The following is a 24,844-nucleotide window of genomic DNA, read 5'->3' as shown; positions in this document are numbered from 1 at the left end:
GGGTAACCCGCCCTTTTGTTTTTTGCGGCGTTGTAATATGAGAAGAAGTATTAAGCAATAATTGTAAATAACTGATTCTTATCCTAAACTGACATTCCGCAATGTTGGTTTCTCATAAGTAATGTTATGAAATTTGCAATATTCTCTGCTGTTTTATTGGCTGTCCTTGGTTCGGTGAGTGCTTATGCGCAATCCGAAGTCTATCTGTGCGTGGACGATCGCGGCAACAAGGAATACAAGAATACCGGTGGCACCAAAGGCTGCAAGCGCGTTGAACTGCCAGGCATTACCACGATCGAGGCGCCAAGGGCGCGTCCGGCTGCGGCGCCAACGGCGGTTGCGAAGACCGCCGCGTCAGAGGGTTTCCCGAAGGTGGACAGTACCACGCAAAAGGCGCGCGACAACGACCGTCGCCAGATTTTGGCGGATGAGTTGAAAAACGAGGAACAGAAGCTGGCGGCGCTGAAGAAGGATTACAACAATGGCGAGCCGGAGCGCCAGGGTGGCGAACGCAATTACGCCAAGTACCAGGAGCGTGTAGGATCGATGAAAACAGACCTCGAGCGCACTGAAAAAAACGTCGATGCGCTCAAGCGCGAAATCGCCAATTTGAAGTAGGTATGGCAATTGCTTTCAAGAGGCCGCGCTATGCGGCCTTTTTCAATTCCAAATCAAGTTCCAAATATGATATTACCCCCGCTGCATGGACTGGATGGCCTCGATCTGCTGGCATCGGCCGTGCTCGTCCTGGACGATGAAAGCCGGATCGTCTACGCCAATCCCGCCGCCGAGCATTTGCTGGAGAGTTCATTCAAGGCCTTGTCGCAGCACAAGTTCAGCGAGCTGTTCCAGAACGGCGAGCAGATGGCCGTGTTGTTCCGCCAGGCGATCGAAAACCAGTTTGCCGACTTGCGCCAGGACCTGACCCTGGAGCGAGCCGGGCGCGAAGTCTTGCACGTGCATTGCATCGTCAGCGGACTGCACCGTCCCGGCATGGCGATCATGATCGAGCTGCGTGAAACCGTGCAGCAGTTGAAGCTCGATCGTGAGGAGCGCCTGCTCGACCAGAGCCAGGCCAACAAGGAACTGATCCGCAACCTGGCGCACGAAATCAAGAATCCGCTGGGCGGTATTCGCGGCGCCGCCCAGCTGCTGGAACTGGAGTTGCCGGAGCGCCATCTCAAGGAGTTGCGCGAATACACCCAGGTCATCGTCAAGGAAGCCGACCGCCTGCAAACCCTGGTCGACCGCCTGCTGGCGCCGCACCGGCGCCCGCACATCGTCGGCGACGTCAACATCCATGAAGTGTTCGAGCGCGTGCGCAGTTTGATCATGGCGGAGTTCTCCAGCGGCCTGACGATCGAGCGCGATTATGACTTGTCGATACCGGAATTCCGGGGTGACAAGGAACAGCTGATCCAGGCGGTGCTGAACATCGCCCATAACGCTGCCCAGGCGCTGGCGCCGCGCATCGCGGCGGGCGATGCGCAGCTGATTTTCCGCACGCGGATTGCCCGTCAGGTGACGCTGGCCAAGGTTCGTTATCGATTGGCATTAGATTTGCATATCATCGACAATGGACCTGGCATCCCGACCGAAATCCAGGACCGCATCTTCTATCCCCTGGTGTCGGGAAGGGACGGCGGCAGTGGGCTGGGGTTGACGCTGGCGCAGACTTTCGTGCAGCAGCACATGGGCGTGATTGAATGCGAGAGCCGGCCGGGATGCACCGATTTCAGGATTTTGATACCGCTGCCCTGACAGGGGCGGCAACATGAACCCGTCGACCCGCACACGAGAAACCGAGAACTTATGAAACCAATCTGGATTGTTGACGACGACGAATCGATTCGCTGGGTGCTTGAAAAAGCCCTGGCGCGCGAGAACCTGGTCACGCGCAGCTTTGCCAATGCCCGCGATGCGATGGATGCGTTGCAGACCAGCAGCCCGCAGGTGCTGGTGTCGGATATCCGCATGCCGGGCGAAACCGGACTGGAGCTGCTGCAGGCCGTCAAGGCCAGCCATCCCGGCCTGCCGGTGATCATCATCACTGCCTTTTCCGACCTCGATTCGGCGGTGGCGGCATTCCAGGGCGGCGCCTTCGAATACCTCGCCAAGCCTTTTGATGTCGACAAGGCGGTCGAGCTGATCCGCCGCGCCCTGGAAGAAAGCCTGCGCGAAGCCAGCGTCGAGCAGGTCTCGGCGGAGACCCCGGAAATCCTCGGCCAGGCGCCGGCGATGCAGGACGTGTTCCGCGCCATCGGCCGCCTGTCGCAATCCAATGTCACGGTGCTGATCACGGGCGAATCCGGCAGCGGCAAGGAGCTGGTGGCGCGCGCCCTGCACAAGCACAGCCCGCGCGCCGCGCAGCCCTTCATCGCGCTGAATACCGCGGCGATCCCGAAAGACTTGCTGGAGTCCGAACTGTTCGGCCACGAGCGCGGCGCCTTCACTGGCGCCCAGGTGACCCGGCGCGGCCGCTTCGAGCAGGCCGAAGGCGGCACGCTGTTCCTCGACGAAATCGGCGATATGCCGTTTGACCTGCAGACGCGCCTGTTGCGGGTGCTGTCGGATGGCCATTTCTACCGCGTTGGCGGGCACCAGCCCCTGAAAGCCAATGTACGCGTGATCGCCGCCACCCACCAGAATCTGGAAAGCCGGGTCAAGGATGGCCTGTTTCGCGAGGACTTGTTCCATCGCCTGAATGTGATCCGTCTGCGCCTGCCCAGCCTGCGCGAGCGGCGCGAAGACATTCCGCTGCTGACCAGGCATTTCCTTGCGCAGAGCGCCAGGCAGCTCGGGGTGGAAGCCAAGCGCATGTCGGAGAGCGCCATGCAGTTCCTTGCCACGCGGGAATTGCCGGGCAATGTGCGTCAGCTGGAAAATCTGTGCAACTGGATCACCGTCATGGCGCCGGGCCAGACCGTCGAAATCAAGGATTTGCCACAGGACCTGATCGAGGAAAAAGGCATCGAGCCGAGCGTGCCGGCCACCACGATGGCGGCGCCGCCTGTCTATGTTGGTGCGGTGCCGGCGATGGATGCACCGCCCGGGGGCGGCTACGCGCATGGCGCGCCCCAAGTGGTGGCGTCCGGTGTTGCTGGCGCGGCAGCCTATCTGAACGGCGCCGACCGCGAGAGCTGGCTGTCCTTGCTGGAGTCGGAGGCGGCGCAGATGCTGTCGGCTGGTCAACCCGAGGTGATGGAGGCTCTGGGGCGGCAGTTCGAATCGACCCTGATCAAGGTGGCCTTGAAGCATACTCATGGCCGCAAGAATGATGCGGCGGTACGCCTGGGAATCGGCCGCAACACCATCACCCGCAAGATCCAGGAACTCGGCATTTCCGGCGCCAAGGACGATTAGGCCGCCTGATCGGCCAGGCCGGGCAGGCCGGCGTCAGCGATCCGGTGCGGCGGCGGGCGCCATGTCGTTTTCCATGCTTTGCATGCCGCTGGCGTCGCCGATCAGGATGCGCCCGCCTTTGCGGCGTACGATGATGCCGTGTCCCGACGCCAGTCCGGCCAGCGGCAGTCCGGCGTCATCCTGCGCGCCGTTGCCCAGGGTATCGTCTTCTTCCGCTGCAGGCCCGGCTTCGCCGTCATGCAGCAGGCCGTTTGCCAACCGGGGCGAACGTTCCGGGCGCGGGAATTGCGCGGCAATGTCGATGTGCTTCTGCCGCAAGGCATCGCGGAAAAAATCGCCCACCACCAGGATGGCATTGTGGCCACCTTGTCCCCAGTAGCTGCTGCGCATGGTCACACGCTGGTCGTTGAAGCCGATCCAGGCGCCGGCCACCAGGCCCGGATGCATCAGAATGAACCAGCCATCGGTATTGTTTTGCGTGGTGCCGGTCTTGCCGGCAATGTCGGCGACAATGCCGAACTGCCGCTTGACCAGGCGCCCGGTGCCCTGGTCCACCGCGGCGCGCAGCATGTCGATCAGCTCGGTTGCAGTATCTTCCGACAAGACGCGTTCGCCGGCCTGTTCGCCGAATTCGGCAATGCGCTTGCCGTTGCGGTCGATAATGCGCCTGACCGCCAGCGGCGCGCGGTATTCCCCCGCGCGGGCGATGGTTGCATAGGACGAGACCATTTCCAGCAGGGTGACCGGGCTGGTGCCCAGGCCGATCGAGATGACCGGATCGAGCCGGCTCTGGCGCACGCCCATCGCCTGCGCCAGTTCGACCACGGGATCGACGCCGACCTCTTGCATCACCTGGGCGGTAATGGTGTTTTTGGAATACACCAGGCCTTCACGCAGGCTCATCGGGCGGTCGGCCACATCCATGTCGGTCGGCCGCCAGACGCGGCCGTTGGCCATCCTGATTTCGACCGGGCCGCCGCGGAAGGTTTGGCGCGGACTGATGCCCTGTTCCAGCGCCGCGCCGTATACGAAAGGCTTGAAGGTCGAGCCGGGCTGGCGCACGGCTTGCGCCACATGGTCGAACTGGTCGATGCCGAAATCCCGGCTGCCGACCCAGGCCTTGATTGCGCCGCTGGTGGGCTCCATTGCCAGCAAGCCGGCTTCCAGGCGGGATTTTCTGCGCAGTAGTTGCCGCATGAACGTCTGGTCCGCTTTCATCTGCGCCAGCGCGCCGTCAGGGCCGGCGCCGCCGGCGGCGTATTTCTTGTAGTCCGGCGTTTCGCGGATGAAGGTGTCGACCAGTTCCGGCCGCGATTTCCACAGATGGCTGAACGGCGTCACCTGTTCGTGCAGGCGGGCATAAAATTCGGCCTGCAGGGACGTGCGCAAGCGGCCCGATCCCCATTCGACATCGGCGATCTGCTGCAGCGCCTGGGTCTGGCGTTCGACCGCAGCTTCGGCGACGGCTTGCAGCGTGGGATCCAGCGTGGTGTGCACCACCATGCCCTCCGCATACAGGTCGTGGTCCTCGCGCGCGGCCCAGTCGAGCAGCCATTTGCGCACATGGGCGGTGAAATGCGGCGCCATGCCGCCAACCTCCGGCGGGCGGTGCAGGGCGGCGCCCAGCGGCTGTTTGACGAGGACGTCAAAATTCTGCTGCGTCAGCCATCCTTGCCGCAGCAGCTGGCCGAGCACGACATTGCGTCGCTTGAGCGCCCGTTCGGGATTTTTCACGGGATTGTAATACTGGGTGCCTTTGAGCATGCCGACCAGGGTGGCGCTCTCCGGCAGGCTCAGTTGCGCCGCCGGTTTGTCGAAATAGGTGCGGGCGGCCATTTCGATGCCGTACACGTTATACAGGAAGGGCACGGTATTGAGGTAGATTTCGAGGATTTCCCGCTTGCCATAGCTGCGTTCGATTTTCAGCGCGGTCAGCATTTCGCGCGCCTTGCGGTGTACGCTGCGGGCGCGGCCGATCTGTTGCGGAAACAGGTTGCGCGCCAGTTGCTGGGTAATGGTCGAGCCGCCCTGGCCGCGGCCGGTGATGGTGTGCAGCAGCGCCAGCGCGGTGCGGCGCAGGTCGACGCCGCGGTGTTCATGGAAGCGCTGGTCTTCGGTGGCGATCAGCGCCTGCAGCACATGCGGCGATACCTGATCCAACGCAATTGTTTCCTGCTGTTTCTGGCGAAATTCTGTCAGTACGGTGCCGTCGGCAGCCAGCACCGTGCTCGGGCGAACATTCTGGACCTTTTGCATGACATCCAGCGCGGGCAGGCTGGGCAATAACCAGGCAAGGTAAGTCAGGCCCGCAAGCACGGCAAGGCTGAGGATCACGCCCAGTCCGGTGGCACACTGGCGTGCCCGGCGGCGCCAGCCTCCCTTGCGGGAATTCGGAACAGCGTCTGAATTGTTTTGGTTCGGCAAAGCACGACCTCCCGCACAGTACCGGCGCGCAGGCTTGCGCGCGGAGCATGTTTTGGAGGTTAACCGTGCCGATGGCAGGAGCGGAAAAAATCAGGTCGCCAAAGTGACCTGGCACACATTGAAATTAGATCGCAGAAATTAGATCGTAGTAAAACTTTTTGCCTTGGCATTGCGCCAAGGCAAAGTTCATGCGCTGACGACGACGCTGGCCGGACCTGCGGCCATCTCGCCGATCACGGCGGCATCGGCGAAACCTTCACGCCGGAAAATTTCCAGTACTTGCTCCACGGCATCGGCGGCGCACGACACCAGCAGGCCGCCGGAAGTCTGGGGATCGGTCAGCAAGGCTTGCTGCACCGGACCGATCTCGCTTCCCAGGCGGACGTCCTGGCCATAGCCGGCCCAGTTGCGGCCGGAGGCCCCGGTGATGAAACCGTTTTCCGCCAGTTGCGCCACGCCCGGCAACAGCGGGACGGCTGGCATCTCGATGCGTGCGGTGAGGCCGGCGCCGCGTGCCACTTCCAGCGTGTGGCCGAGCAGACCGAAGCCGGTGACATCGGTCAGGGCATGCACGCCATCCAGTTCGGACAATGCGCGGCCCGGCTTGTTGAGCTTGGTGGTATTGGCGATCATGGCGGCATAGCCGTCGGCGTCGAGGGCATTTTTCTTCAGTGCCGCCGACAGGATGCCCACGCCCAGCGGCTTGCCGAGGATGAGCTTGTCGCCGGCGCGGGCGTCGGCGTTGCGCTTGATTTTCGCAGGATGCACGATGCCCATCACCACCAGGCCGTAGATCGGCTCGACCGAGTCGATGGTGTGGCCGCCGGCAATCGGGATGCCGGCTTCGGCGCAGGCAGCCTCACCGCCCTGGATGATCTTGCCGATCACTTCGATGGGCAACTGGTTGACCGGCATGGCCACCAGCGCCAGCGCCATGATCGGCGTGCCGCCCATGGCATAGACATCGGAGATGGCATTGGTGGCGGCGATGCGGCCGAAGTCGAAGGGATCGTCGACGATGGGCATGAAGAAATCGGTGGTGGCAATCAGCGCCTGCTCGTCATTGAGCTTGTAGACGGCGGCGTCATCGGCGGTCTCGATGCCGACCAACAATTCCTTGGGAACCGGAAAGCCGCTGGACTTTTTCAGGATTTCCGCCAGGATGCCGGGGGCAATCTTGCAGCCGCAGCCGCCGCCATGGGAAAACGAAGTGAGCCGGATGCCGGGTTCGATGGGTGCGTTCATGGGGAGGGGTTCCTGTGTGTGTCCTTGCTATGCAGCATATTATCCACCAAGTCCAGCAAGGCCGTTTGTTCACGCTCCGGTGCAAACAGCGGCGCCCGCACCTGGCACTGCTGCTCAAGTCGCGCGTAAAAGGCGGGGTCGCGGGCGGCGCGCTCGATGGCTTGCGCCAGCGCGGCGCTGTCGCCCGGCGGGAAGTAGCCGGCATAGTCGTCGCCGAGCATGCCGCGGTTGCCGGAAATGTCGGAAGCCAGCACCGGTACGCCCGAGGTCAAGGCTTCGATGATGACATTCGCGCCGCCCTCCATGTGCGAGGCGATCACCATCAGGTGACAGTGTTTCAGGCGACGGCGGGTGTCGGCGTGCGGCAATGCGCCGAGCCAGCGGTAATTGGCCTGCGCTTGTGCTGTTGCCTGCGCCTGGGTCGCCAATGCCGCATCGAGCGCGCCGCCGATATGCAGCAGGCGGATGCGCGGCGGAGCGAGCAGGGCGGCTGCGCGCATGAAGGTGGCCGGGTCCTTTTCAATGCGCAGGTGGCCGACCATGCAGACATCGAAGTGGCGCATGCGGTTTTTCACATCTGCGCCGATGGCTTTGAGCATGGGGGCGGACTGGTGAATGACGTGCGCCTTGGTGCGTAGCGCGGGCGCGAGTTCCTGCAGGCCGGCCTGTTGCAATATCACCAGCCGGTCGGCGCGTTGCAGGACCTGGCGCGCGGCGGCATCGGTGTGGATGTCGCGATACAGGTCGGTGCCGGTCAATACCAGCATTACCGGGGTCTGCGGGCAACTTGCGCCCAGGGTCTGCAGCGCGGCGGCGGAGCGGCGCGCATGCAGGGCGATCACGAGGTCGGGGCAGCGCGCGGCATCGCTTGCCGGCGCCGCGCCGCTGGCCACGATCGTGACTGCATAATGGTGACGCAGCATGCGCGCCCAGCGGCTGGCGGTTTGCCAGTTGCCGTTGTTGGCATTTGCCAGCGCCGGGCTGATCATGACAATATGCGGTTTCACCTTTGTCGCTTCCCGTATAAATGGAACCATCCGCACCGTCCGCACCATCCGCCGACGTTTCTTTCCGCCAGGCTTCGCCGCCCGAACTGGCGCGCGCATTGCGGGATGCGCGCGATTATACGCTGGCCCTGTTCGATTATTTCCTTGAGGCAGGATTGGACGCGCCGGCCCGGGTGCCGCGCCTGACCATCGTCAATCCGCCGCTGTGGGAATTGGGCCATGTGGCCTGGTTTGCCGAATGGTACATTCTGCGTGAGGCGCAGTCGAGCCATCCCGCTGCCGCGCAGCGTGCCTCCTTGCTGAACCGTGGCGACGACTGGTTCGACTCCAATACGGTGGCGCACGATGCGCGCTGGTCGCTCGATTTGCCGGGTGCCGGCGCCATGAAAACCTATTGCCGTGAAGTGCTCGACCGCGTGCTCGACAAACTTTCGCGCACGCCGGCGCGCGACGAAGCCCTGTATCCGTTCCGGCTGGCGCTGGCGCACGAGGACATGCACGGCGAAGCCTTCGCCTATACCTTGCAGACCCTCGATGTGGCCATGCCGCAGCCGCCGTCCTGGCCGGCGCCACTGGCACTACTTGGCGCGACGCCGCGCGAAATCGGCTTTGCCGGCGGCAGCTTCACCCTCGGCAGTCCGCCGGGGCATGGCTTTGTCTTCGATAATGAAAAATGGGCGCATGCCTGCCGCGTGGCGCCATTCGCCATGGATGCGGCGCTGGTGTCGAATGCGCAGTATGCCGAGTTCGTCGCCGACGCCGGCTATGAGGATCCGCGCCTGTGGACGCCGGCAGCGCGCGCCTGGCTGATGCAACAGCAGCGTTCGGCGCCGCCGGGCTGGCAGCGCGAGGGCGGCCAGTGGCTGGCGCGCCGCTTCGGCCGCCTGATGACGCTGGCGCAGCAAGAACCCGTGCGCCATGTCAGCCTGTACGAGGCGCAGGCGTATTGCGCCTGGGCCGGGCGGCGCCTGCCAGGCGAGGCAGAGTGGGAATATGCGGCGCTGTCCGGGCATCCATCGTTGCGCTGGGGTGATTTGTGGGAATGGACTTGTTCGCCGTTCGCGGCGTATCCCGGCTTTGCGGCGGACGCTTATCGGGAATATTCGGCGCCGTGGTTCGGCACGCATCAAGCCGTGCGCGGCGCCTCCTTTGCAACCCGCCCGCGCATGCGTTCGGCGAAGTATCGCAATTTTTATCTGCCCGGGCGCGCCGACATGTTTGTCGGCTTTCGCACCTGCGCACTGTAAGGGCGCGCCACCAGGGGCGTCGCACCAATGAAAACGGCCGCCGGTTTTGAACCCGGCGGCCGTTTTATTTCATGCAGCGTTCAGCGATTAGCGGTCGCCATACGAACGACGTGCGCTATCGCCCTTGTAGCCGCCTTCCTTGCGCGGCGCGGAAGGCTTGCTGAAGGTGCGCTGGCCCGGCTTGGCGCTGTTGCCGGCGTTGCCGCCATTGCTGCGGCCGGCGCCCGGCTTCCAGCCGCCCGGCTTGCGTGCGGTACGCGGTGCCGATGCGGAACGCTTCGGTTCGAAACCTTCGATCACGTCGACCGGGATGATTTGCTTGGTGAAGCGTTCGATGCGCTTGACGTTCATGCCTTCGGCATGGTTCACCAGCGAAATCGCCACGCCGTTGCGGCCGGCGCGGCCGGTGCGGCCGATACGGTGCACGTAGTCTTCCGGGAATTTCGGCAAGTCATAGTTGAAGACGTGGGTAATCGCCGGCACGTCGATGCCGCGGGCGGCAACGTCGGTGGCGACCAGTACCCGCACCTGGCCGTTACGCATCGCGTTCAGGGTGCGGTTGCGCGCGCCCTGGTGCATGTCGCCATGCAGCGCAGCGGCGGAAAAGCCGGCGATATTCAGGCGGTCGGCCAGGGTGTCGGCGTCGCGCTTGGTGGCGGTAAACACCACTGCCTGATCCATGGTGGTATCGGTCAGCAGATGGTCGAGCATGCGGTTCTTGTGCGACAGGTCGTCGACAAAGTGCACGCGCTGCTGGATGTTTTCATGCTTGTTGCCGGCGCTGGCGATCTGGATCACTTGCGGATCGCGGGTGATGCGACGCGCCATTGAGCCGACAACGCCGTCGAGCGTTGCCGAGAACAGCATGGTCTGGCGGCCTGCCGGCGTGGCGGCGACGATCTTTTCGATATCTTCGATGAAACCCATGTCCAGCATGCGGTCGGCTTCATCCAGCACCAGGATTTCCAGTTGCGAGAAGTCGATCTTGCCCGAGTCCATATGGTCAATCAGACGGCCTGGCGTTGCCACCAGGATTTCTGGATTACGCGACAGCAATTGCATCTGTTTCGGGTAAGGCATGCCACCCAGGATCGACACCGCTTTGACGCGGCGCATGTGGATGCCGTACTTGTCGGTGGCGGTGGTCACTTGCAGGGCCAGTTCGCGGGTCGGCGTCAATACCAGCATTTTCGGCTGGGCCGGCTGGAAGCGCGGACGATCGCCGCGTGCGCGGGCAGCCTGGCGTTCCTGGTTGGCGGTCTTGCCGCCTTCAACGGCAGCTTCATCCGAAGCGAATTTGTGCAGCGACGGCAGCATGAAGGCGGCAGTCTTGCCGGAACCGGTTTGCGAGGATACCAGCAGGTCGCGGCCGGCGATGGCAGCCGGAACGGCTTGCTGCTGCACTGCGGTCGGCTCGGTATAGCCGGCATCGGTGAGGGCCTTGAGTACGGACGCGTGCAATCCTAATGCTTCAAATGTCATGAATATCTTTCGTAATAATCAGCGTCGCGTCAGCTCTTGTGGAGAAACGCGTACGCAAAATGCAACGCAAACCAACGAAACAACTGAAAACTCGAAGAGATTTCGGCACAGAAAGCTTTGCGCCGGGACGGTGCTCGATTATCGGCACCAGGGGCGGGAGGGCTTTAACGTTAAGCTAAGGGTTTAGCGATGCTGCTAGGGGTAGTGCTTGATGTGCGGCGCATGGTGAACCGCAAGGACGCAATTGTACAGGGAATTTTGAATCCCTGCCGGTTTCTTTGCTTGTGGAACTGGAAATTTAGGGGGAGGGCGGCCAGCGCCCACCTCATCCTCTGGCCGCCCGCCGTCGTTTGACGCGAGACGGCCGGCTTGCCCAACTCAGGCGTAATCGGCCTGGTTCAGGCCCATGCCATGCGAAAAACCGCAATCGACATAGGTGATTTCACCGGTGATGCCGGCGGCCAGGTCCGACAGCAGGAAGGCGGCGGTGTTGCCGACGTCATCGATGGTGACATTGCGGCGCAGCGGCGCATGCGAGGCGACGAAGCCGAGCAGCTTGCTGAAATCCTGGATGCCGCTGGCGGCCAGCGTCTTGATCGGGCCGGCGGAAATGCCGTTGACGCGCACGCCTTGCGGGCCGAGCGACTCGGCCGTGTAGCGCACGCTGGCTTCCAGCGATGCCTTGGCCAGGCCCATGGTGTTGTAGTTGGGGATGGCACGCATGGCGCCCAGGTAGCTCAGGGTCAGCAGGGCGGCTTTGCTGCTCAGCATCGGGCGCGCGGCCTTGGCCATGGCTGGAAAGCTGTAGGCGGAAATGTCATGGGCGATCTTGAAGCCCTCGCGCGACAGGCCGTCGAGGAAGTCGCCGGCGATCGCTTCGCGCGGGGCGAAGCCGATGGCGTGCACCAGGCCGTCGAGCTGGCTCCAGGATTTGCCGAGGTCGGCAAATAGGGCATTGATTTGCTCGTCGCTGCCGACATCGCAGTCAAAGATCAGCTCGCTGTCGAATTCCTTGGCAAAACCGGTGATGCGGTCCTTGAAGCGCTCGCCGACATAGGTGAAGGCCAGTTCGGCGCCTTCGCGCTTGCAGGCGGTGGCGATGCCGTAGGCGATGGAACGGTTCGATAGCAAACCGGTAATCAGGATTTTTTTGCCTTGCAAGAATGCCATGAGATACTCCGTATGTACTGTTATAGTGATGCGAATTGAGCGAGATTGTAAGAGTTATGGGCTGCAACGGCAAATTTTTGCCAGCCGGCGCAAGGCGTCTTTGTTTAAAATAATCCGCACGAGTCTTGTCCTGAACCTGCTTTCACTGGCTAGCCGAACCGACGAATGCTGAAAAAACTTCTGATTTTGCCACTGGTCTGGCTGGTTTGTCAGGCTGCCCCGGCCTGGGCGGCCCATGCCTTTTCCCTGTACGACACGCCGAAGTACCCGGCGAACTTTACCCATTTCGGCTACGTCAATCCGGATGCGCCCCGGCGCGGCACCCTGTATTTGGCCAATCCAGACCGCCGCACCAGCTTCGACAAGTTCAACCCGTTTTCGCTGAAAGGAGTGTCGGCTGCCGGCGTCTCCGATCTGATGTTCGAGTCGCTGGCGGTCGGTTCGGCCGATGAAGTGGCCACCATGTACGGCTTGCTGGCGGAAGACATGGTGCTGGCGCCGGACCGCATGGCCATGACCTTCCGCCTCAACGCCAGGGCACGCTTCAACAATGGCGATCCGGTGCTGGCGGCCGACGTCAAGCATTCCTTCGACACCTTGATGAGCAAGGGCGCGCCGCAATTCAAAAGCATGTTCGCGGATGTAAAGCAGTGCGTGGTGCTGAATGAGCGCACGGTGCGCTTCGATTTCAGGACGCAAAACCATGAATTGCCGCTGATCGTCGGCAGCGTGCCGGTGTTTTCACGCAAGTGGGGCGCCGCCACGGCGTTCGACAAGATCCAGCTGGATGCGCCGATCGCCACCGGCCCCTACCTGATCGAGCGCTTTGACGTCGGCCGCACCATCAGCTATAAACGCAACCTGGATTACTGGGGCGCCGACATTCCGGCGCGGCGCGGCATGTTCAACTTCGAGCGCATCGTCTACCGCTTCTACAAGGATGACGTGGCGCGCCTGGAAGCCTTCAAGGCCGGCGAGTTCGACGTCGTGGTCGAATACAGCGCCAAGAACTGGGCGCGCAGCTACAAGGGGCCGAAGTTTTCCAGCGGCGAGATCGTCAAGCGCGAGTTGACGCATTCCAACGGCGCCGGCATGCAGGGCTTCGTGATGAACCTGCGCCGCCCGCAGTTCCAGGATGCGCGGGTGCGCCAGGCGCTGGGCCTGGCGCTCGACTACGAATGGATGAACCGGCAACTGTTCTACGGCCAGTACAAGCGCATCTATTCCTTCTTCAACAACAGCGAGATGGCCGCCACCGGCCTGCCGTCGGCGGATGAATTGCGCCTGCTGGAACCCATGCGTGACAAACTCGACCCCGCCGTGTTCGGGCAAGCGCCGGTGCCGCCGCGCACCGATCCGCCGGCCTCGCTGCGCGCCAACCTGTTGCAGGCGCGTGCGCTGCTGGCGCAGGCCGGCTGGGAATACCGCGATGGCGCCCTGCGTAACGCCAAAGGCGAGCAATTCAGCTTCGAGATCATCGATGACCAGGGCGCCTTGTCGCGGGTGGTCAGCGTGTATGTGCGCAACCTGCAAAAGCTCGGCATCCAGGTCAGCCAGCGCACCGCCGACTATGCGCTGGTGCAAAAGCGCATGGAGGAATTCGATTTCGACATGACTTCCATCCGCTTTCCCGACGTGACCAGCCCCGGCAATGAAATGTTCGACATGTTCGGCTCCAAGGCGGCCGACCAGAAAGGCTCGAACAATGCCTGGGGCCTGAAGGACCCAGTGGCGGACCGGCTGGTCGAAGCCCTGGTCAAGGCAGACAGCCGCAAGCAACTCGTCGCTGCCGCGCGCGCGCTCGACCGCGTGCTGCTGCACATGTACATCGTGGTGCCGCACTGGTATTCCTCGACCCATCGCGTGGCTTACCGCAACCGCTTCGGCATCCCGGCGGTCGCGCCCCTGTATTACCAGGCCAACCCCTATGTGGTGTCGAGCTGGTGGGAACAGCAGCCGAGATAAAAACGAGATGAGGAAGTCCGCATGAATATCTGGTCCTATATCGCCAAGCGGCTGCTGCTGATGCTGCCGACCCTGTTCGGCGTGATCGCGATCACCTTCGCGGTGATCCAGTTCGTCCCCGGCGGGCCGGTCGAGCAGGCCATGATGGAATTGAAAGGGCAGGTCGGCGCCGGTGAAGCATCCGGCGGCGGCGCCTCGCAATATCGCGGCCGGCAAGGCATCGACGCCGAGCGGGTGGCCGAAATCAAGGCCCTGTACGGTTTCGACAAGCCGCCTGCAGAGCGCTTCTGGCAAATGCTCAAGGGCTTTGCCACCTTCGACCTCGGCCAGAGTTTTTACCATCACAAGGATGTGTGGGAACTGGTCAAATCCAAGCTGCCGGTGTCGATCAGCATCGGCATGTGGACCTTCTTCCTGACCTATTTCATCTCGCTGCCGCTGGGGATTGCCAAGGCGGTGCGCGAAGGCAGCCGCTTCGATGCCATTACCAGCATGGCGGTGCTGGTCGGCTATTCGATTCCCGGCTTCGTGCTTGGCGTGTTCCTGCTGGTGCTGTTCGGCGGCGGCAGCTTCGTGCAATGGTTCCCGCTGCGCGGCCTGACCTCGGACGACTGGGAAACGTTGTCGCTGTTCGGCAAGGTCAAGGATTACCTGTGGCACATCGCCTTGCCGGTGACGGCCTCGGTGGCGGGTTCGTTTGCCGTGATGACCATGCTGACCAAGAACACCTTTCTGGAAGAAATCCGCAAGCAATACGTGCTGACGGCGCGCGCCAAGGGCCTCTCCGAAAATACCGTGCTGTACAAGCACGTCTTTCGCAATGCGCTGATCCCGCTGGTGACGGGCTTTCCGGCCGCCTTCATCGGCGCCTTCTTCGCCGGCAGCCTGCTGATCGAAACCCTGTTTTCGCTCGATGGCCTGGGCTTGTTGTCGTATGAATCGGTGATCCGGCGCGACTATCCCGTGGTGATGGGCACGCTGTACCTGTTTACCCTGATCGGCCTGGTGGTCAAGCTGATCGGCGACCTGTGCTATGTGTGGGCCGACCCGCGCGTCCAGTTTGAAAGCCTTGCCCGATGAATTCCGTACTCACCCCCTCGGTGTCGCCCGGCCGCCGCATCTGGCTGCGCTTCCGGCAAAACCGCCGCGGCTACTGGAGCCTGGTGATCTTCTGCATTCTGTTCGCCATCAGCCTGATGGCCGAGCTGATTTCCAACGACAAGCCGCTGCTGGCCCGCTACAACGGCCAGTTGCTGGTGCCGATCGTCAGCGACTATTCGGAAAAGGCCTTCGGCGGCGACTTCGAGTCGCCGGCCGATTATCTGGATCCCTTCATCCGCGAACAGTTGGGCAAGCCGGGCAACTGGGCGATTTATCCGCTCAACCATTACCGCTTCGACACCCTGAACTATTTCGCCCAGTCGCCCAATCCGGCGCCGCCATCGCGTGAAAACTGGCTCGGCACCGACGACCGTGGACGCGACGTCTTCGCGCGGCTGCTGTATGGCTTCCGCATTTCGATCCTGTTCGGCTTGGCGCTGACCATCACGGGCGTTGTGCTTGGCCTGATCACGGGCGCGATCCAGGGGTACTTTGCCGGCAGGACCGACCTGGTATTCCAGCGTTTCATGGAAATCTGGGGTTCGATGCCCGAGCTATATCTGCTGATTATATTTTCCTCGATCTTCGAACCCAGCCTTGGCTTGCTGCTGATCCTGTTGTCGCTGTTCGGCTGGATGGGTTTGTCGGATTACGTGCGCGCCGACTTCCTGCGCAACCGCAACCTCGAATACGTGCAGGCGGCGCGTGCGCTGGGGCTGTCGAATGGCCAGATCATCTGGCGCCATGTGCTGCCCAACAGTATGACGCCGGTGGTGACCTTTCTGCCGTTCCGCATGAGCGCATCGATCCTGGCGCTGACCAGCCTCGACTTTCTCGGCCTGGGCGTGCCGCCCTCGACGCCGAGCCTGGGCGAATTGCTGGCGCAGGGCAAGAACAACCTGGACGCCTGGTGGATTGCGCTCTCGACTTTCATGGTGCTGACCGTGACGCTGCTGCTGTTGACCAATATCGGCGATGCCTTGCGCAACGCCCTGGATGTGCGGAGGAAGGCATGAGCCTCTTGCAAATCCAGAACCTCAGTGTGGCTTTTGGCGCGTCCACCGTGGTGGACGATGTCAGCCTGACGATTGCGCCGGGCGAAAAGCTGGCGCTGGTGGGCGAATCCGGTTCCGGCAAGACCGTTACCGCCTTGTCGGTTTTGCGCCTGAACCCGGATGCGCGCTATGGCGGGCGCATCCTGTTCGAAGGCCAGGACCTGCTGCAAAAGCCGGAAGCCGCGATGCGCTCGGTGCGCGGCAAGGACGTGGCGATGATCTTCCAGGAGCCGATGACGGCCCTGAATCCGCTCTTCACCATCGGCAACCAGATTGCCGAAGTGCTGATGCTGCACGAAGGCCTGAATGCACGGGAAGCGGCGCTGCGCGCGGTGGCCTTGCTGGAAAAGACCGGTATTCCGGAGCCGGCGCGGCGTGCCTTGTCTTATCCGCACCAGCTGTCCGGCGGCCAGCGTCAGCGCGCGATGATCGCCATGGCGCTGGCCTGCAAGCCCAAGCTGCTGATCGCCGACGAGCCGACCACTGCGCTGGATGTGACGATCCAGGTGCAAATCCTCGAATTGCTCAACCAGCTGCAGCGCGAAGAGAACATGGCGGTGCTGCTGATTTCACACGACCTGAACCTGGTGCGGCATTTCGCCGACCGCGTCGGCGTGATGGAAAAGGGCCGCCTGGTGGAGACGGCCTCCAGCGCCGAATTGTTCGCCAATCCGCGCGAAGCTTATACCCGCAAGCTCCTGAATAGCCAGCCGCAGCGCATGGTCGCCTCGGCGCCCGCTGAAGGTGCCGCATTGTTGCAGGCGCAAGGCTTGCGCTGCGTGTTCGATATTCCGCGCGGCTGGATTAAAAAAACCGCCTTCGTCGCCGTGGATGCGGTCGACTTGCGCCTGCAACCGCACGAGACGCTCGGCATCGTTGGCGAATCCGGCTCCGGAAAATCCACGCTGGGCATGGCGCTGCTGCGCCTGTCCACGGCGCGGGTAGCGGGCCAGATACGCTTTGCCGGCCAGCCGGTCAGCGAGATGGATGCCGCCAGCCTGCGTCCCTTGCGCGCAAAGATGCAGGTGGTGTTCCAGGACCCGTTCGCCTCGCTGTCGCCGCGCCGTACCGTCGAGCAGATCGTCGGCGAAGGGCTGGCGCTGCACCAGCCGCACCTGAGCCGGGATCAGCTGCGCGCGGCGGTGGCGGCAGGGCTGGAAGAGGTGGGGCTGGAAGCGGCGATGATGGCGCGCTACCCGCACGAGTTTTCCGGCGGCCAGCGGCAGCGCATCGCAATTGCGCGCGCACTGGTATTGAAGCCCGAATTGCTGCTGCTGGATGAGCCGACCTCGGCACTGGACGTCTCGGTACAGCAGCAGGTGCTGCAATTGCTGGCCGCACTGCAGCGCAAGTATGGCCTGGCTTACATCTTCATCAGCCACGACCTGGCGGTGATCCGCGCCATGGCGCACCAGGTGATGGTGATGAAGGATGGCAAGGTGGTTGAGAGCGGCACGGTCGAGGCAGTGCTCGGCAGCCCGCGTCAGGAATATACCCGGCGCCTGCTGGCGGCGGCCGAATACGCCGCGCTGCCGGTGACTTGAAATTAATGGATCGAGTAGGGCGAGGGCGGGGTACGGACCCGCCCTGAAGTTGTTGACGCCTGACTGGCGGCGAACTTATTTGGCTGAAGCTACTTTCACCGGGCGGTTGCTCTTGCGGGCGGTTTTTGTTGTCGATTTTTTGTTGGCGACTGCGCGCGGCTTGGCTGCCGGCGCGGCCTTGCGGTTCGATGCGGTTTTCACGGCGCGGGTACGCTCGCCGCGTGCCAGCTGACGCTTTTCACCGGCGCCGCTGCGCGCTGCCACCCGGTTGGGTACATGCAATTCCAGTCGCTTGCCGCTGGCGACCTTGTCGCCCTTCAAATCATTCCATTCACGGATCTGCGCCACGCTGACCTTGTGGCGACTGGCGAGCGAAGTCAGGGTGTCGCGCTTGCCGACCTTGACATAGATGCGGCGCGTTTCCGGCACGTCCGGCACCACCTGCATGGTGGCGTTGTCGGCTACCTCGGCGCTGATATCCTTTTGCGAGGTCAATTCTGTCTTCGGCACCAGGATGGTCGAACCCGCCTTCAGGGCCATCTTCGGCGGGATGTTGTTGACTTCGCGGATCACCTGTGGCGTGGTGCCGAAGCGGTGGGCGATGGCGTCGATGCGTTCGCGCGCGCCGGTGACCTTGTGCGCCGTCCAGGACGACAGGGTCTTGCTCCAGTTCGCCAGGTTTTCCTTGAATTTTGCCGCATTGTTTTTCGGCAGCAGGATTTGCGTGTCGACGCTGCCGATGATGATCGGCCGATTGTATTGCGGATTGAGGGCCTTGAATTCTTCCAGCGACAGTTCGGCCAGCTGTGCCGCCAGCTTGATGTCGATGTCGCGCGTCTTGCCGATGGTGACGAAGTAGGGCACGTTGTCCACCCGCGGCAGGCTGATGCCGTATTGCTCGGGGCTGGCGATGATATTTTTTACCGCCTGCAGTTTCGGTACGTAGTTCTGCGTCTCGGCCGGCATGATGCGGGAGAGGCCGTTGAAGTCGGTCGGCAGGCCGGCCGCCGTGTTTTTCTTGATGGCGCGCTGCACCGAGCCTTCGCCCCAGTTGTAGGCTGCCAGCGCCAGCTGCCAGTCGCCGAACATGCCGTACAGGCGCTGCAGGTAAGTCAGCGCGGCATCGGTCGAGGCCAGCACGTCGCGCCGCTCATCCTTGAACTGCGTTTGCTTCAGATCGAAATCGCGCCCGGTCGAGGGGATGAATTGCCACATGCCGGCCGCCTTGGCGGTGGAATAGGCTTGCGGATTGAATGCCGATTCGATGAAGGGCAGCAGCGCCAGTTCAGTCGGCATGTTGCGCTTTTCCAGTTCGACGACCACATGGTAGAGGTAACGCGAGGCGCGCGTGGTGGTGCGCTGGATGTAATCCGGGCGCGCGCTGTACCAGTTGGTTTGCGAAATGACCAGCGGATTGTCGAGGTCCGGGATGCCGAAACCCTTGCGGATGCGCTCCCACACATCCATCTCTTCCATGGCCAGCGACTGCGACTGCGGCGGATAGTCGAGACGGTCGTTGCCGTGCAAATAAAGGCTGATGTCGGCGGCGCGCGCGGCAAGCGGCACCTGGCTGACCAGCAGCGCGGCTACAAGAAGGGTGGATTTGAATGATAAATGCATGGGTAGTTTGTCAAGGACCGACCCTGCATTAGTCGGCAAAACATTAATCCGACAGTGTAAGGAACTGGCTTTTCTTGCGTCAAGGAATTTTACATATCCTGATTGGACGATTTCGCAATGCGCTCTGATTACTCGTCCCCAAATGCCTGGAATGCAGCTGACGCACAGAGTGTCTTCCTTCGCTGCAATTCTTGCGCTTGTTAGAGATAAATATTTTCTGGCTTAGTTCCCATTTTGCCGACCCGTAACCGAGATTACCGAACTAAAGTCGGCAACCATGGGGATTGCACAACTCACGGCCTGTTTGCCTTGATTTATATCAAGTGAATTGCCAAACCGCTTTGATATCGTCGGCCATCGCATGCCCAGCAGAAGGATTTTCATGTTGAACATTGACTTACCGTATTTTAAGTTTTGCAATAAAACGCTCTTGCCCATCGTCCAGGGTGGCATGGGCGTGGGTATCTCTGCGCACCGCCTGGCCGGTGCCGTGGCGCGCCAGAATGCGGTGGGCACCATTTCCAGCGTCGACCTGCGCCGCCACCACGCCGACCTGATGGCGCAGACCGGCAAGAGTCGTGACAAGGATGCAATCAACCAGGCCAATCTGGTTGCGCTGGATCGTGAAATCCGGGCTGCCAGGGATATCGCCGAAGGCAATGGCCTCATCGCCGTCAATATCATGCGCGCCGTGGCGGAATACGCCAACCAGGTGCGCCAATCCTGTGAAAGCGGGGCCGATGCGGTGGTGGTCGGCGCCGGCTTGCCGCTGGATCTGCCGGAACTGACTGCCGATTTCCCGCAGGTGGCCTTGATCCCGATCCTGTCGGATGCGCGCGGCATCAGCCTGCTCCTGAAGAAATGGATGCGCAAGAACCGCCTGCCGGACGCCATCGTCATCGAACATCCGCGCTACGCCGGCGGCCACCTGGGCGCACCCAAGGCGGAGGACATCGTTGATGCGCGCTTCGACATGCCGCGCGTGCTGGAAGAAACCTGCGCCCTGTTCAAGGAACTGGGCCTCGAGCGAGAGAAGGTTCCGCTGATCGCCGCCGGCGGCATTCACAGTCACGAACAGATCCGCGCGCTGCTGGCGCAAGGTGCCAGTGCCGTCCAGCTCGGCACGCCGTTTGCCGTGACCGAGGAGGGCGATGCCCACCTCAATTTCAAGAAAGTCCTGGTCGGCGCTGCCAAGGAAGACATCGTGACCTTCATGAGCGTGGCCGGATTGCCGGCGCGCGCGGTGCGCACGCCCTGGCTGGCCAATTACCTGGACAAGGAAGCCAGGCTGCAAACCAAGGCCAGGCCGCAGGAATGCCAGGTCGCCTTCGATTGTCTGCATCAATGTGGCTTGCGCGACGGCATCGCCAAGGCCGGACAATTCTGCATCGATACCCGGCTGGCCTTCGCCATGAATGGCGATGTCAAACGGGGCCTGTTTTTCCGCGGCAGCGAACCCCTGCCGCTGGGGCGCGATATCCGGCCGGTGCAGGAATTGCTGCAATTCCTGTTGACCGGGGTGCGGGCCGGGCAGGAACAGGCAGCGCCCGCTTGCCTGCAACCGGCCTGATCAGACCCTCATTTAAAAACGTTCTTCCATTCCCGCAAGGCGGCAAAGGCCGCCAGCGGCGTGTCTTCCCGCAGGCGGCCCGCCTGGCGCAAACTCTCCAGAATTTCCGCCTCGGCGTAGCGCAGGAAGGGATTGGTGGCTTTTTCCAGCCCGATGCTCGATGGCACGGTCGGCACGCCGGCCGCGCGCCTGGCGGTATCGGCTGCCAGGCGTTCCATCAGGGCGGCGTTGCCCGGTTCGACCGTGCGCGCAAAGCGCAGGTTGGACAGGGTATATTCATGCGCGCAATAGACTTGCGTGGCCTCCGGCAGGGCGGCAAGTCTTGCCAGCGATGCCGCCATCTGCGCCGGCGTGCCCTCAAAGATGCGTCCGCAGCCCGCGCCGAACAGGGTATCGCCGCAAAACAGCCAGCCTGGTTGCGCCGCATGGTAGGCGATATGGCCGCGCGTATGGCCGGGTACGGCGATGACAGTCAGGTCCAGCCCGAGTTGTTCCACATGAACAAGATCACCGTCATCCAGAGGATTTGTCAGGCAGGCAATATTGTCATGGCGCGGCCCGTACACTGGAATTTGCCAGTGTTGCAATAACGCCGGTACGCCGCCGACATGGTCAGCATGATGATGTGTCAGTAAAATAGCGCACAAGGTCAAGCCGCGCGTCGCCAAAGCGCTTATGATGGGGGCGGCGTCGCCCGGATCGATGGCGACAGCATGGCGACCGTCATGCACCAGCCAGAGATAATTGTCATCAAACGCCGGAATTGCCAGTACATTCAGCATACAGATGCAACACTTATCGTTCGAAAGACCCATTATAACGCTTGGCTCCTGGCTGCAAACGCCGCTGGGCAGCTACGTGCGCGCCTGGGAACAGACGCGGCTGGATGCCTTGACTTCCGACATTTTCGGCTTCAATGCCTTGCAGGTCGGCATGCCGCAGATCGATGCCTTGCGCGCCAACCGCATGCCCAACAAGTGGCTGTCCGACATACGGGTGCCAGTAGATGGGGATGAGGCCCGCCCGCCGGTGGTGGTGGTGCACGATTTCGCCGAACTGCCGTTCGCCTCGCAAAGCCTGGATCTGGTAATCCTGCCGCATGTGCTGGAATTCGCTACCGAGCCGCACCAGGTCTTGCGCGAAGTCGAACGGGTGCTGATCCCGGAAGGTCAGGTCATCATTTGCGGCTTCAACCCGGCCAGCATGTGGGGCGCGCGGCAAGTTACCGGGCGTCTGTCGGGGGCGAATTTCCTGCCGCAACATGCCGAATTCATCAGCATGCCACGCATCAAGGACTGGATGAAATTGCTCGATCTCGGCGTCAACCGCGGCTATTTCGGTTGTTATGCGCCGCCATTTCGCCGGGAAAAGTGGCTCAACCGCTTCAGCTTCATGGAAGCAGCGGGTGAGCGCTGGTGGCCTTATCTCGGCGCCGTGTACATGGTGCAGGCGATCAAGCGGGTCAAGGGCATGCGCCTGATCGGCCCGGCCTGGACCCAGCGTAGCGCCCAGATGCCGCAAGGCATGCCGGCAACCAATAAAATTCGTCGAGTAAAATAAAAAAATTCGTAGAATTCATTAAACCGGGAGCGCACCCTGCGTCCCCGCTCACTTTCTTTGTTAATTTATATTGTGGAAAAAATCGAAATTTATACCGATGGCGCCTGCAAGGGCAATCCCGGTCGTGGCGGCTGGGGCGCCTGGCTCCTGGCCGACGGCCATGAAAAAGAATTGTTTGGCGGCGAACCCAATACCACCAATAACCGCATGGAATTGCGCGCCGTGATCGAAGCCCTGTTGATCTTGAAGCGCCCCTGCGAAGTGATCGTGCATACCGACAGCGTGTACGTGCAAAAGGGCATCAGTGAATGGATTCATGGCTGGAAGGCGCGCGGCTGGAAAACCGCGGCCCGCGCCCCGGTCAAGAATGTCGACCTGTGGCAGGCGCTCGACGCCGCGCAAGCCCAGCACAGTATCGAATGGCGCTGGATCAAGGGGCATGCCGGCCATGAAGGCAACGAGCGCGCCGATGCCCTGGCCAACCGCGGCGTCGAGTCGTTGCGCTAAAGAGGATTGCCTACCATGCGTCAAATCGTTCTCGATACCGAAACCACCGGCCTCAATGCCCGCGAAGGTAACCGCATCATTGAAATCGGCTGCGTCGAAATTCTCAACCGCCGCCTGACCGGCAATAATTTTCACCGCTATATCAATCCCGAGCGCGATTCGGAAGAGGGCGCGCTGGCGGTGCACGGCCTGACCAGGAATTTTTTGAGCGACAAGCCGAAGTTCGCTGAAATCGCTGAAGAATTCCGCGAATACGTCGCGGATGCCGAGATCATCATCCACAACGCGCCGTTCGATCTGGCCTTTCTCGACGCTGAATTCGATCGCCTCGGCCTGCCGCGCTTCGTCACGCATGTCGGCGAGATCACCGATACGCTGGCGCAAGCCAAAGCCCTGCATCCGGGCAAACGCAATTCGCTCGATTCGCTGTGCGACCGCTATGAAGTCTCCAACGCCCACCGTACCCTGCACGGCGCCTTGCTGGACGCCGAATTGCTGGCCGAGGTCTATCTTGCAATGACGCGCGGGCAGGAGAGCTTTTCCATCGATCTCGGGGAATCCAACGGCCGCGCGGGCGGCGGCGTCGAATTCGCTGCCCTGGAAGAGATCATCGTGCTGGCCGCCAGCGAAGACGAACTGGCCCTGCATGAAGCCACGCTGGACAAGGTGGACAAGGAGTCCAAGGGGGCTTGTATCTGGCGCGCCGAGAAAGCCGATTGATCCTGCGCAGCTTTTGTGCCATAATTGCGGCCGCGTTGGGCGGTTAGCTCAGTGGTAGAGCACTGCCTTCACACGGCAGGGGTCGCAGGTTCAAACCCTGCACCGCCCACCAACGAATTCAGGGACGTATAAGGCTTGGCTTTATACGTCCCTTTCTTTTGCCCACTCCTTACGGCGCCATCCTGCGCGGCGGCGGATAGTAATCTCGCGGCATCAGCGGCTGTTCCGCCGTGAAGCCGGAGGTGAACCGTCCCCCGGCCGGAATCCGGTGGCCCTTCGCATACATGCATTGCATGAAGCCGACGTCGTAGCGCTGCTGCGCCCCATAGGCAGAGGCCTGCGCCGTCTGCGTTCCGCTCAATCCGCCCATGGCCATGCCCGCGCCGGCACCGACACCGGCACCGCGACCGCCATCGATCGCCGCGCCGGCGGCGGCGCCCAGCAGGGTTCCCACCACAGCGCTGCGCACGCCGCTGTCAGCGGCGATGCCGGAGGCGGTGGCGCCGCCCATTTGCTGCGACGCGAATTGCCGGCATACAAGATCGTCCGTGCGGAACTGTTCGAAGTTTTTGCCTGTTCCCGGCAGCACCATCACACTGGGACCGTCCGGCATCGAGACACACGCTCCCAGCATGATGAGGCCGGTCGTTGCGGCAAGTTTGCCTGCTATTTTCAACATGGATGCTTCCTTATTCCTTACCGTGGGGGCTGGGCCGGTACCCGTTGCCAGCCGCCGGGGCAGCGTCTGACGTAGGGATAATATCCTTCCGGTTTTTTGCAATAGTAGTACCAGTCGTTCGGCGCAAGCTGTTCCTGCCGCCCCTGATCCGGCGGCGCATGTTCGATGTAGGCAGATGGCGCCGGCGGCACGACCACGACGGTGGGGGAATGCGGGTAATAGTAGGGCGAATAGCTATAGGGCGAATAGGTGTATGGTGAATAGGTGTATGGTGAATAGGTGTATGGTGAATAGGTGTATGGTGAATAGGTGTATGGTGAGTAGGCATAGGGTGCCGGCTGGTACCAGTTCCAGCCAATCGCCGGCCCGACATACACGCCGACGTGGGCGTGCACCCGGCCATGACCATGGTAATGGTTGTGATGACCAGGTCGGGCCGCAGCGATGTCGCATGTGCCGACACCGACAAGCATCAGTGATATGAGAACGAATCGAAGCCGTTTCATCATGTGCATCAAGATAGGATGAATTAAAAAAATTAGACTGGTGTTGCCCGCCATCGTTCAGCTGCGGCAGCCTGCAGGC

Annotated in this window: 21 protein-coding genes and 1 tRNA gene; 13 read left to right on the top strand and 9 right to left on the bottom strand. The window is 62.1% G+C overall.

The genetic code is table 11. The features are described 5' to 3' along the window. The first annotated feature begins 126 nt into the window (after positions 1–126). The 3 genes from D3878_RS07890 to ntrC all read left to right on the top strand — a co-directional run bounded on the left by D3878_RS07890 (position 127) and on the right by ntrC (position 3,363). Positions 127–618: a DUF4124 domain-containing protein gene (locus D3878_RS07890; RefSeq protein WP_119784963.1), complete on the top strand. Its 492-nt coding sequence runs from the start codon at positions 127–129 to the stop codon at positions 616–618. Positions 619–684: 66 nt separating this feature from the next. Further along, positions 685–1,761, top strand: coding sequence for a nitrogen regulation protein NR(II) (gene glnL, locus D3878_RS07885; RefSeq protein ID WP_119784962.1), 1,077 nt, complete (start codon positions 685–687; stop codon positions 1,759–1,761). Positions 1,762–1,812: 51 nt separating this feature from the next. Next, on the top strand, positions 1,813–3,363 hold the full coding sequence (gene ntrC / locus D3878_RS07880) for a nitrogen regulation protein NR(I) (RefSeq protein ID WP_119784961.1): 1,551 nt from the start codon (positions 1,813–1,815) through the stop codon (positions 3,361–3,363). Positions 3,364–3,396: 33 nt separating this feature from the next. Here the strand turns inward: ntrC and D3878_RS07875 are convergent, their stop codons facing one another. From D3878_RS07875 to senB, 3 genes are all read right to left on the bottom strand, one after another. Further along, entirely contained in the window at positions 3,397–5,787 is a 2,391-nt protein-coding gene (locus D3878_RS07875) for a penicillin-binding protein 1A (RefSeq protein WP_233556270.1), read from the bottom strand. 186 nt (positions 5,788–5,973) lie between these two features. Continuing rightward, complete coding sequence (selD, locus tag D3878_RS07870) at positions 5,974–7,020, bottom strand: selenide, water dikinase SelD (RefSeq protein WP_420799576.1); 1,047 nt, start codon at positions 7,018–7,020, stop codon at positions 5,974–5,976. A gap of 8 nt (positions 7,021–7,028) precedes the next feature. Beyond that, positions 7,029–8,021: a selenoneine biosynthesis selenosugar synthase SenB gene (senB, locus tag D3878_RS07865; protein WP_233556464.1), complete on the bottom strand. Its 993-nt coding sequence runs from the start codon at positions 8,019–8,021 to the stop codon at positions 7,029–7,031. 38 nt (positions 8,022–8,059) lie between these two features. Between senB and senA the strand changes: the two genes are divergently transcribed. Then, positions 8,060–9,286, top strand: coding sequence for a selenoneine synthase SenA (gene senA, locus D3878_RS07860; RefSeq protein ID WP_274381902.1), 1,227 nt, complete (start codon positions 8,060–8,062; stop codon positions 9,284–9,286). Between the two features lie 87 nt (positions 9,287–9,373). On the opposite strand, the gene D3878_RS07855 is transcribed toward senA, so the two are convergent. Together D3878_RS07855 and fabI are read right to left on the bottom strand one after the other, a co-directional pair. Further along, positions 9,374–10,768, bottom strand: coding sequence for a DEAD/DEAH box helicase (locus D3878_RS07855; RefSeq protein WP_119784959.1), 1,395 nt, complete (start codon positions 10,766–10,768; stop codon positions 9,374–9,376). Between the two features lie 378 nt (positions 10,769–11,146). Continuing rightward, the gene (gene fabI / locus D3878_RS07850) at positions 11,147–11,938 is read right to left on the bottom strand and encodes an enoyl-ACP reductase FabI (protein ID WP_119784958.1); all 792 of its coding nucleotides are present in this window, start codon (positions 11,936–11,938) and stop codon (positions 11,147–11,149) included. A 165-nt stretch (positions 11,939–12,103) separates the two neighbouring features. Between fabI and D3878_RS07845 the strand changes: the two genes are divergently transcribed. Genes D3878_RS07845 through D3878_RS07830 form a run of 4 tightly spaced genes read left to right on the top strand, consistent with a single transcriptional unit; the run spans position 12,104 to position 17,603 of the window. Next, positions 12,104–13,903, top strand: a complete 1,800-nt coding sequence (locus tag D3878_RS07845; protein ID WP_119784957.1) for an extracellular solute-binding protein — start codon at positions 12,104–12,106, stop codon at positions 13,901–13,903. A 21-nt stretch (positions 13,904–13,924) separates the two neighbouring features. Then, entirely contained in the window at positions 13,925–14,983 is a 1,059-nt protein-coding gene (locus D3878_RS07840; protein ID WP_119784956.1) for a microcin C ABC transporter permease YejB, read from the top strand. After that, the gene (locus D3878_RS07835) at positions 14,980–16,020 is read left to right on the top strand and encodes an ABC transporter permease (protein WP_119784955.1); all 1,041 of its coding nucleotides are present in this window, start codon (positions 14,980–14,982) and stop codon (positions 16,018–16,020) included. Before D3878_RS07840 ends, D3878_RS07835 begins: the two co-directional genes overlap by 4 nt. After that, entirely contained in the window at positions 16,017–17,603 is a 1,587-nt protein-coding gene (locus D3878_RS07830; protein ID WP_119784954.1) for an ABC transporter ATP-binding protein, read from the top strand. Before D3878_RS07835 ends, D3878_RS07830 begins: the two co-directional genes overlap by 4 nt. A 75-nt stretch (positions 17,604–17,678) precedes the next feature. Here the strand turns inward: D3878_RS07830 and D3878_RS07825 are convergent, their stop codons facing one another. Then, positions 17,679–19,223 carry a transglycosylase SLT domain-containing protein gene (locus D3878_RS07825; RefSeq protein WP_119784953.1) on the bottom strand — a complete coding sequence of 515 codons (1,545 nt, stop codon included), beginning with the start codon at positions 19,221–19,223 and terminating at the stop codon, positions 17,679–17,681. 382 nt (positions 19,224–19,605) lie between these two features. Between D3878_RS07825 and D3878_RS07820 the strand changes: the two genes are divergently transcribed. After that, on the top strand, positions 19,606–20,793 hold the full coding sequence (locus D3878_RS07820; RefSeq protein ID WP_119784952.1) for an NAD(P)H-dependent flavin oxidoreductase: 1,188 nt from the start codon (positions 19,606–19,608) through the stop codon (positions 20,791–20,793). A gap of 8 nt (positions 20,794–20,801) precedes the next feature. Here the strand turns inward: D3878_RS07820 and gloB are convergent, their stop codons facing one another. After that, positions 20,802–21,575 carry a hydroxyacylglutathione hydrolase gene (gene gloB / locus D3878_RS07815; RefSeq protein ID WP_119784951.1) on the bottom strand — a complete coding sequence of 258 codons (774 nt, stop codon included), beginning with the start codon at positions 21,573–21,575 and terminating at the stop codon, positions 20,802–20,804. A 4-nt stretch (positions 21,576–21,579) separates the two neighbouring features. On the opposite strand from gloB, the gene D3878_RS07810 reads away from it, so the two are divergent. The 4 genes from D3878_RS07810 (at position 21,580) to D3878_RS07795 (ending at position 23,692) form a co-directional block, all read left to right on the top strand. Next, entirely contained in the window at positions 21,580–22,353 is a 774-nt protein-coding gene (locus tag D3878_RS07810) for a class I SAM-dependent methyltransferase (protein ID WP_119784950.1), read from the top strand. A gap of 72 nt (positions 22,354–22,425) precedes the next feature. Beyond that, positions 22,426–22,860, top strand: a complete 435-nt coding sequence (rnhA, locus tag D3878_RS07805; protein WP_119784949.1) for a ribonuclease HI — start codon at positions 22,426–22,428, stop codon at positions 22,858–22,860. 15 nt (positions 22,861–22,875) lie between these two features. Beyond that, the gene (gene dnaQ / locus D3878_RS07800) at positions 22,876–23,580 is read left to right on the top strand and encodes a DNA polymerase III subunit epsilon (protein WP_119784948.1); all 705 of its coding nucleotides are present in this window, start codon (positions 22,876–22,878) and stop codon (positions 23,578–23,580) included. Positions 23,581–23,617: 37 nt separating this feature from the next. Next, positions 23,618–23,692, top strand: a tRNA-Val gene (locus tag D3878_RS07795). Between the two features lie 57 nt (positions 23,693–23,749). On the opposite strand, the gene D3878_RS07790 is transcribed toward D3878_RS07795, so the two are convergent. Next, a complete protein-coding gene (locus D3878_RS07790) occupies positions 23,750–24,259 on the bottom strand; it encodes a YMGG-like glycine zipper-containing protein (protein ID WP_233556269.1) in 510 nt (169 codons plus the stop codon). Positions 24,260–24,276: 17 nt separating this feature from the next. Further along, positions 24,277–24,768 (bottom strand): hypothetical protein, encoded by a 492-nt coding sequence (locus tag D3878_RS23445; protein ID WP_147383906.1) that lies wholly within the window; start codon positions 24,766–24,768, stop codon positions 24,277–24,279. Between the last annotated feature and the right edge of the window lie 76 nt (positions 24,769–24,844).

This window comes from Noviherbaspirillum sedimenti (genome assembly GCF_003590835.1).
Lineage (GTDB): Bacteria > Pseudomonadota > Gammaproteobacteria > Burkholderiales > Burkholderiaceae_D > Paucimonas > Paucimonas sedimenti.
This window is presented reverse-complemented; position numbering and strand designations above follow the sequence as displayed.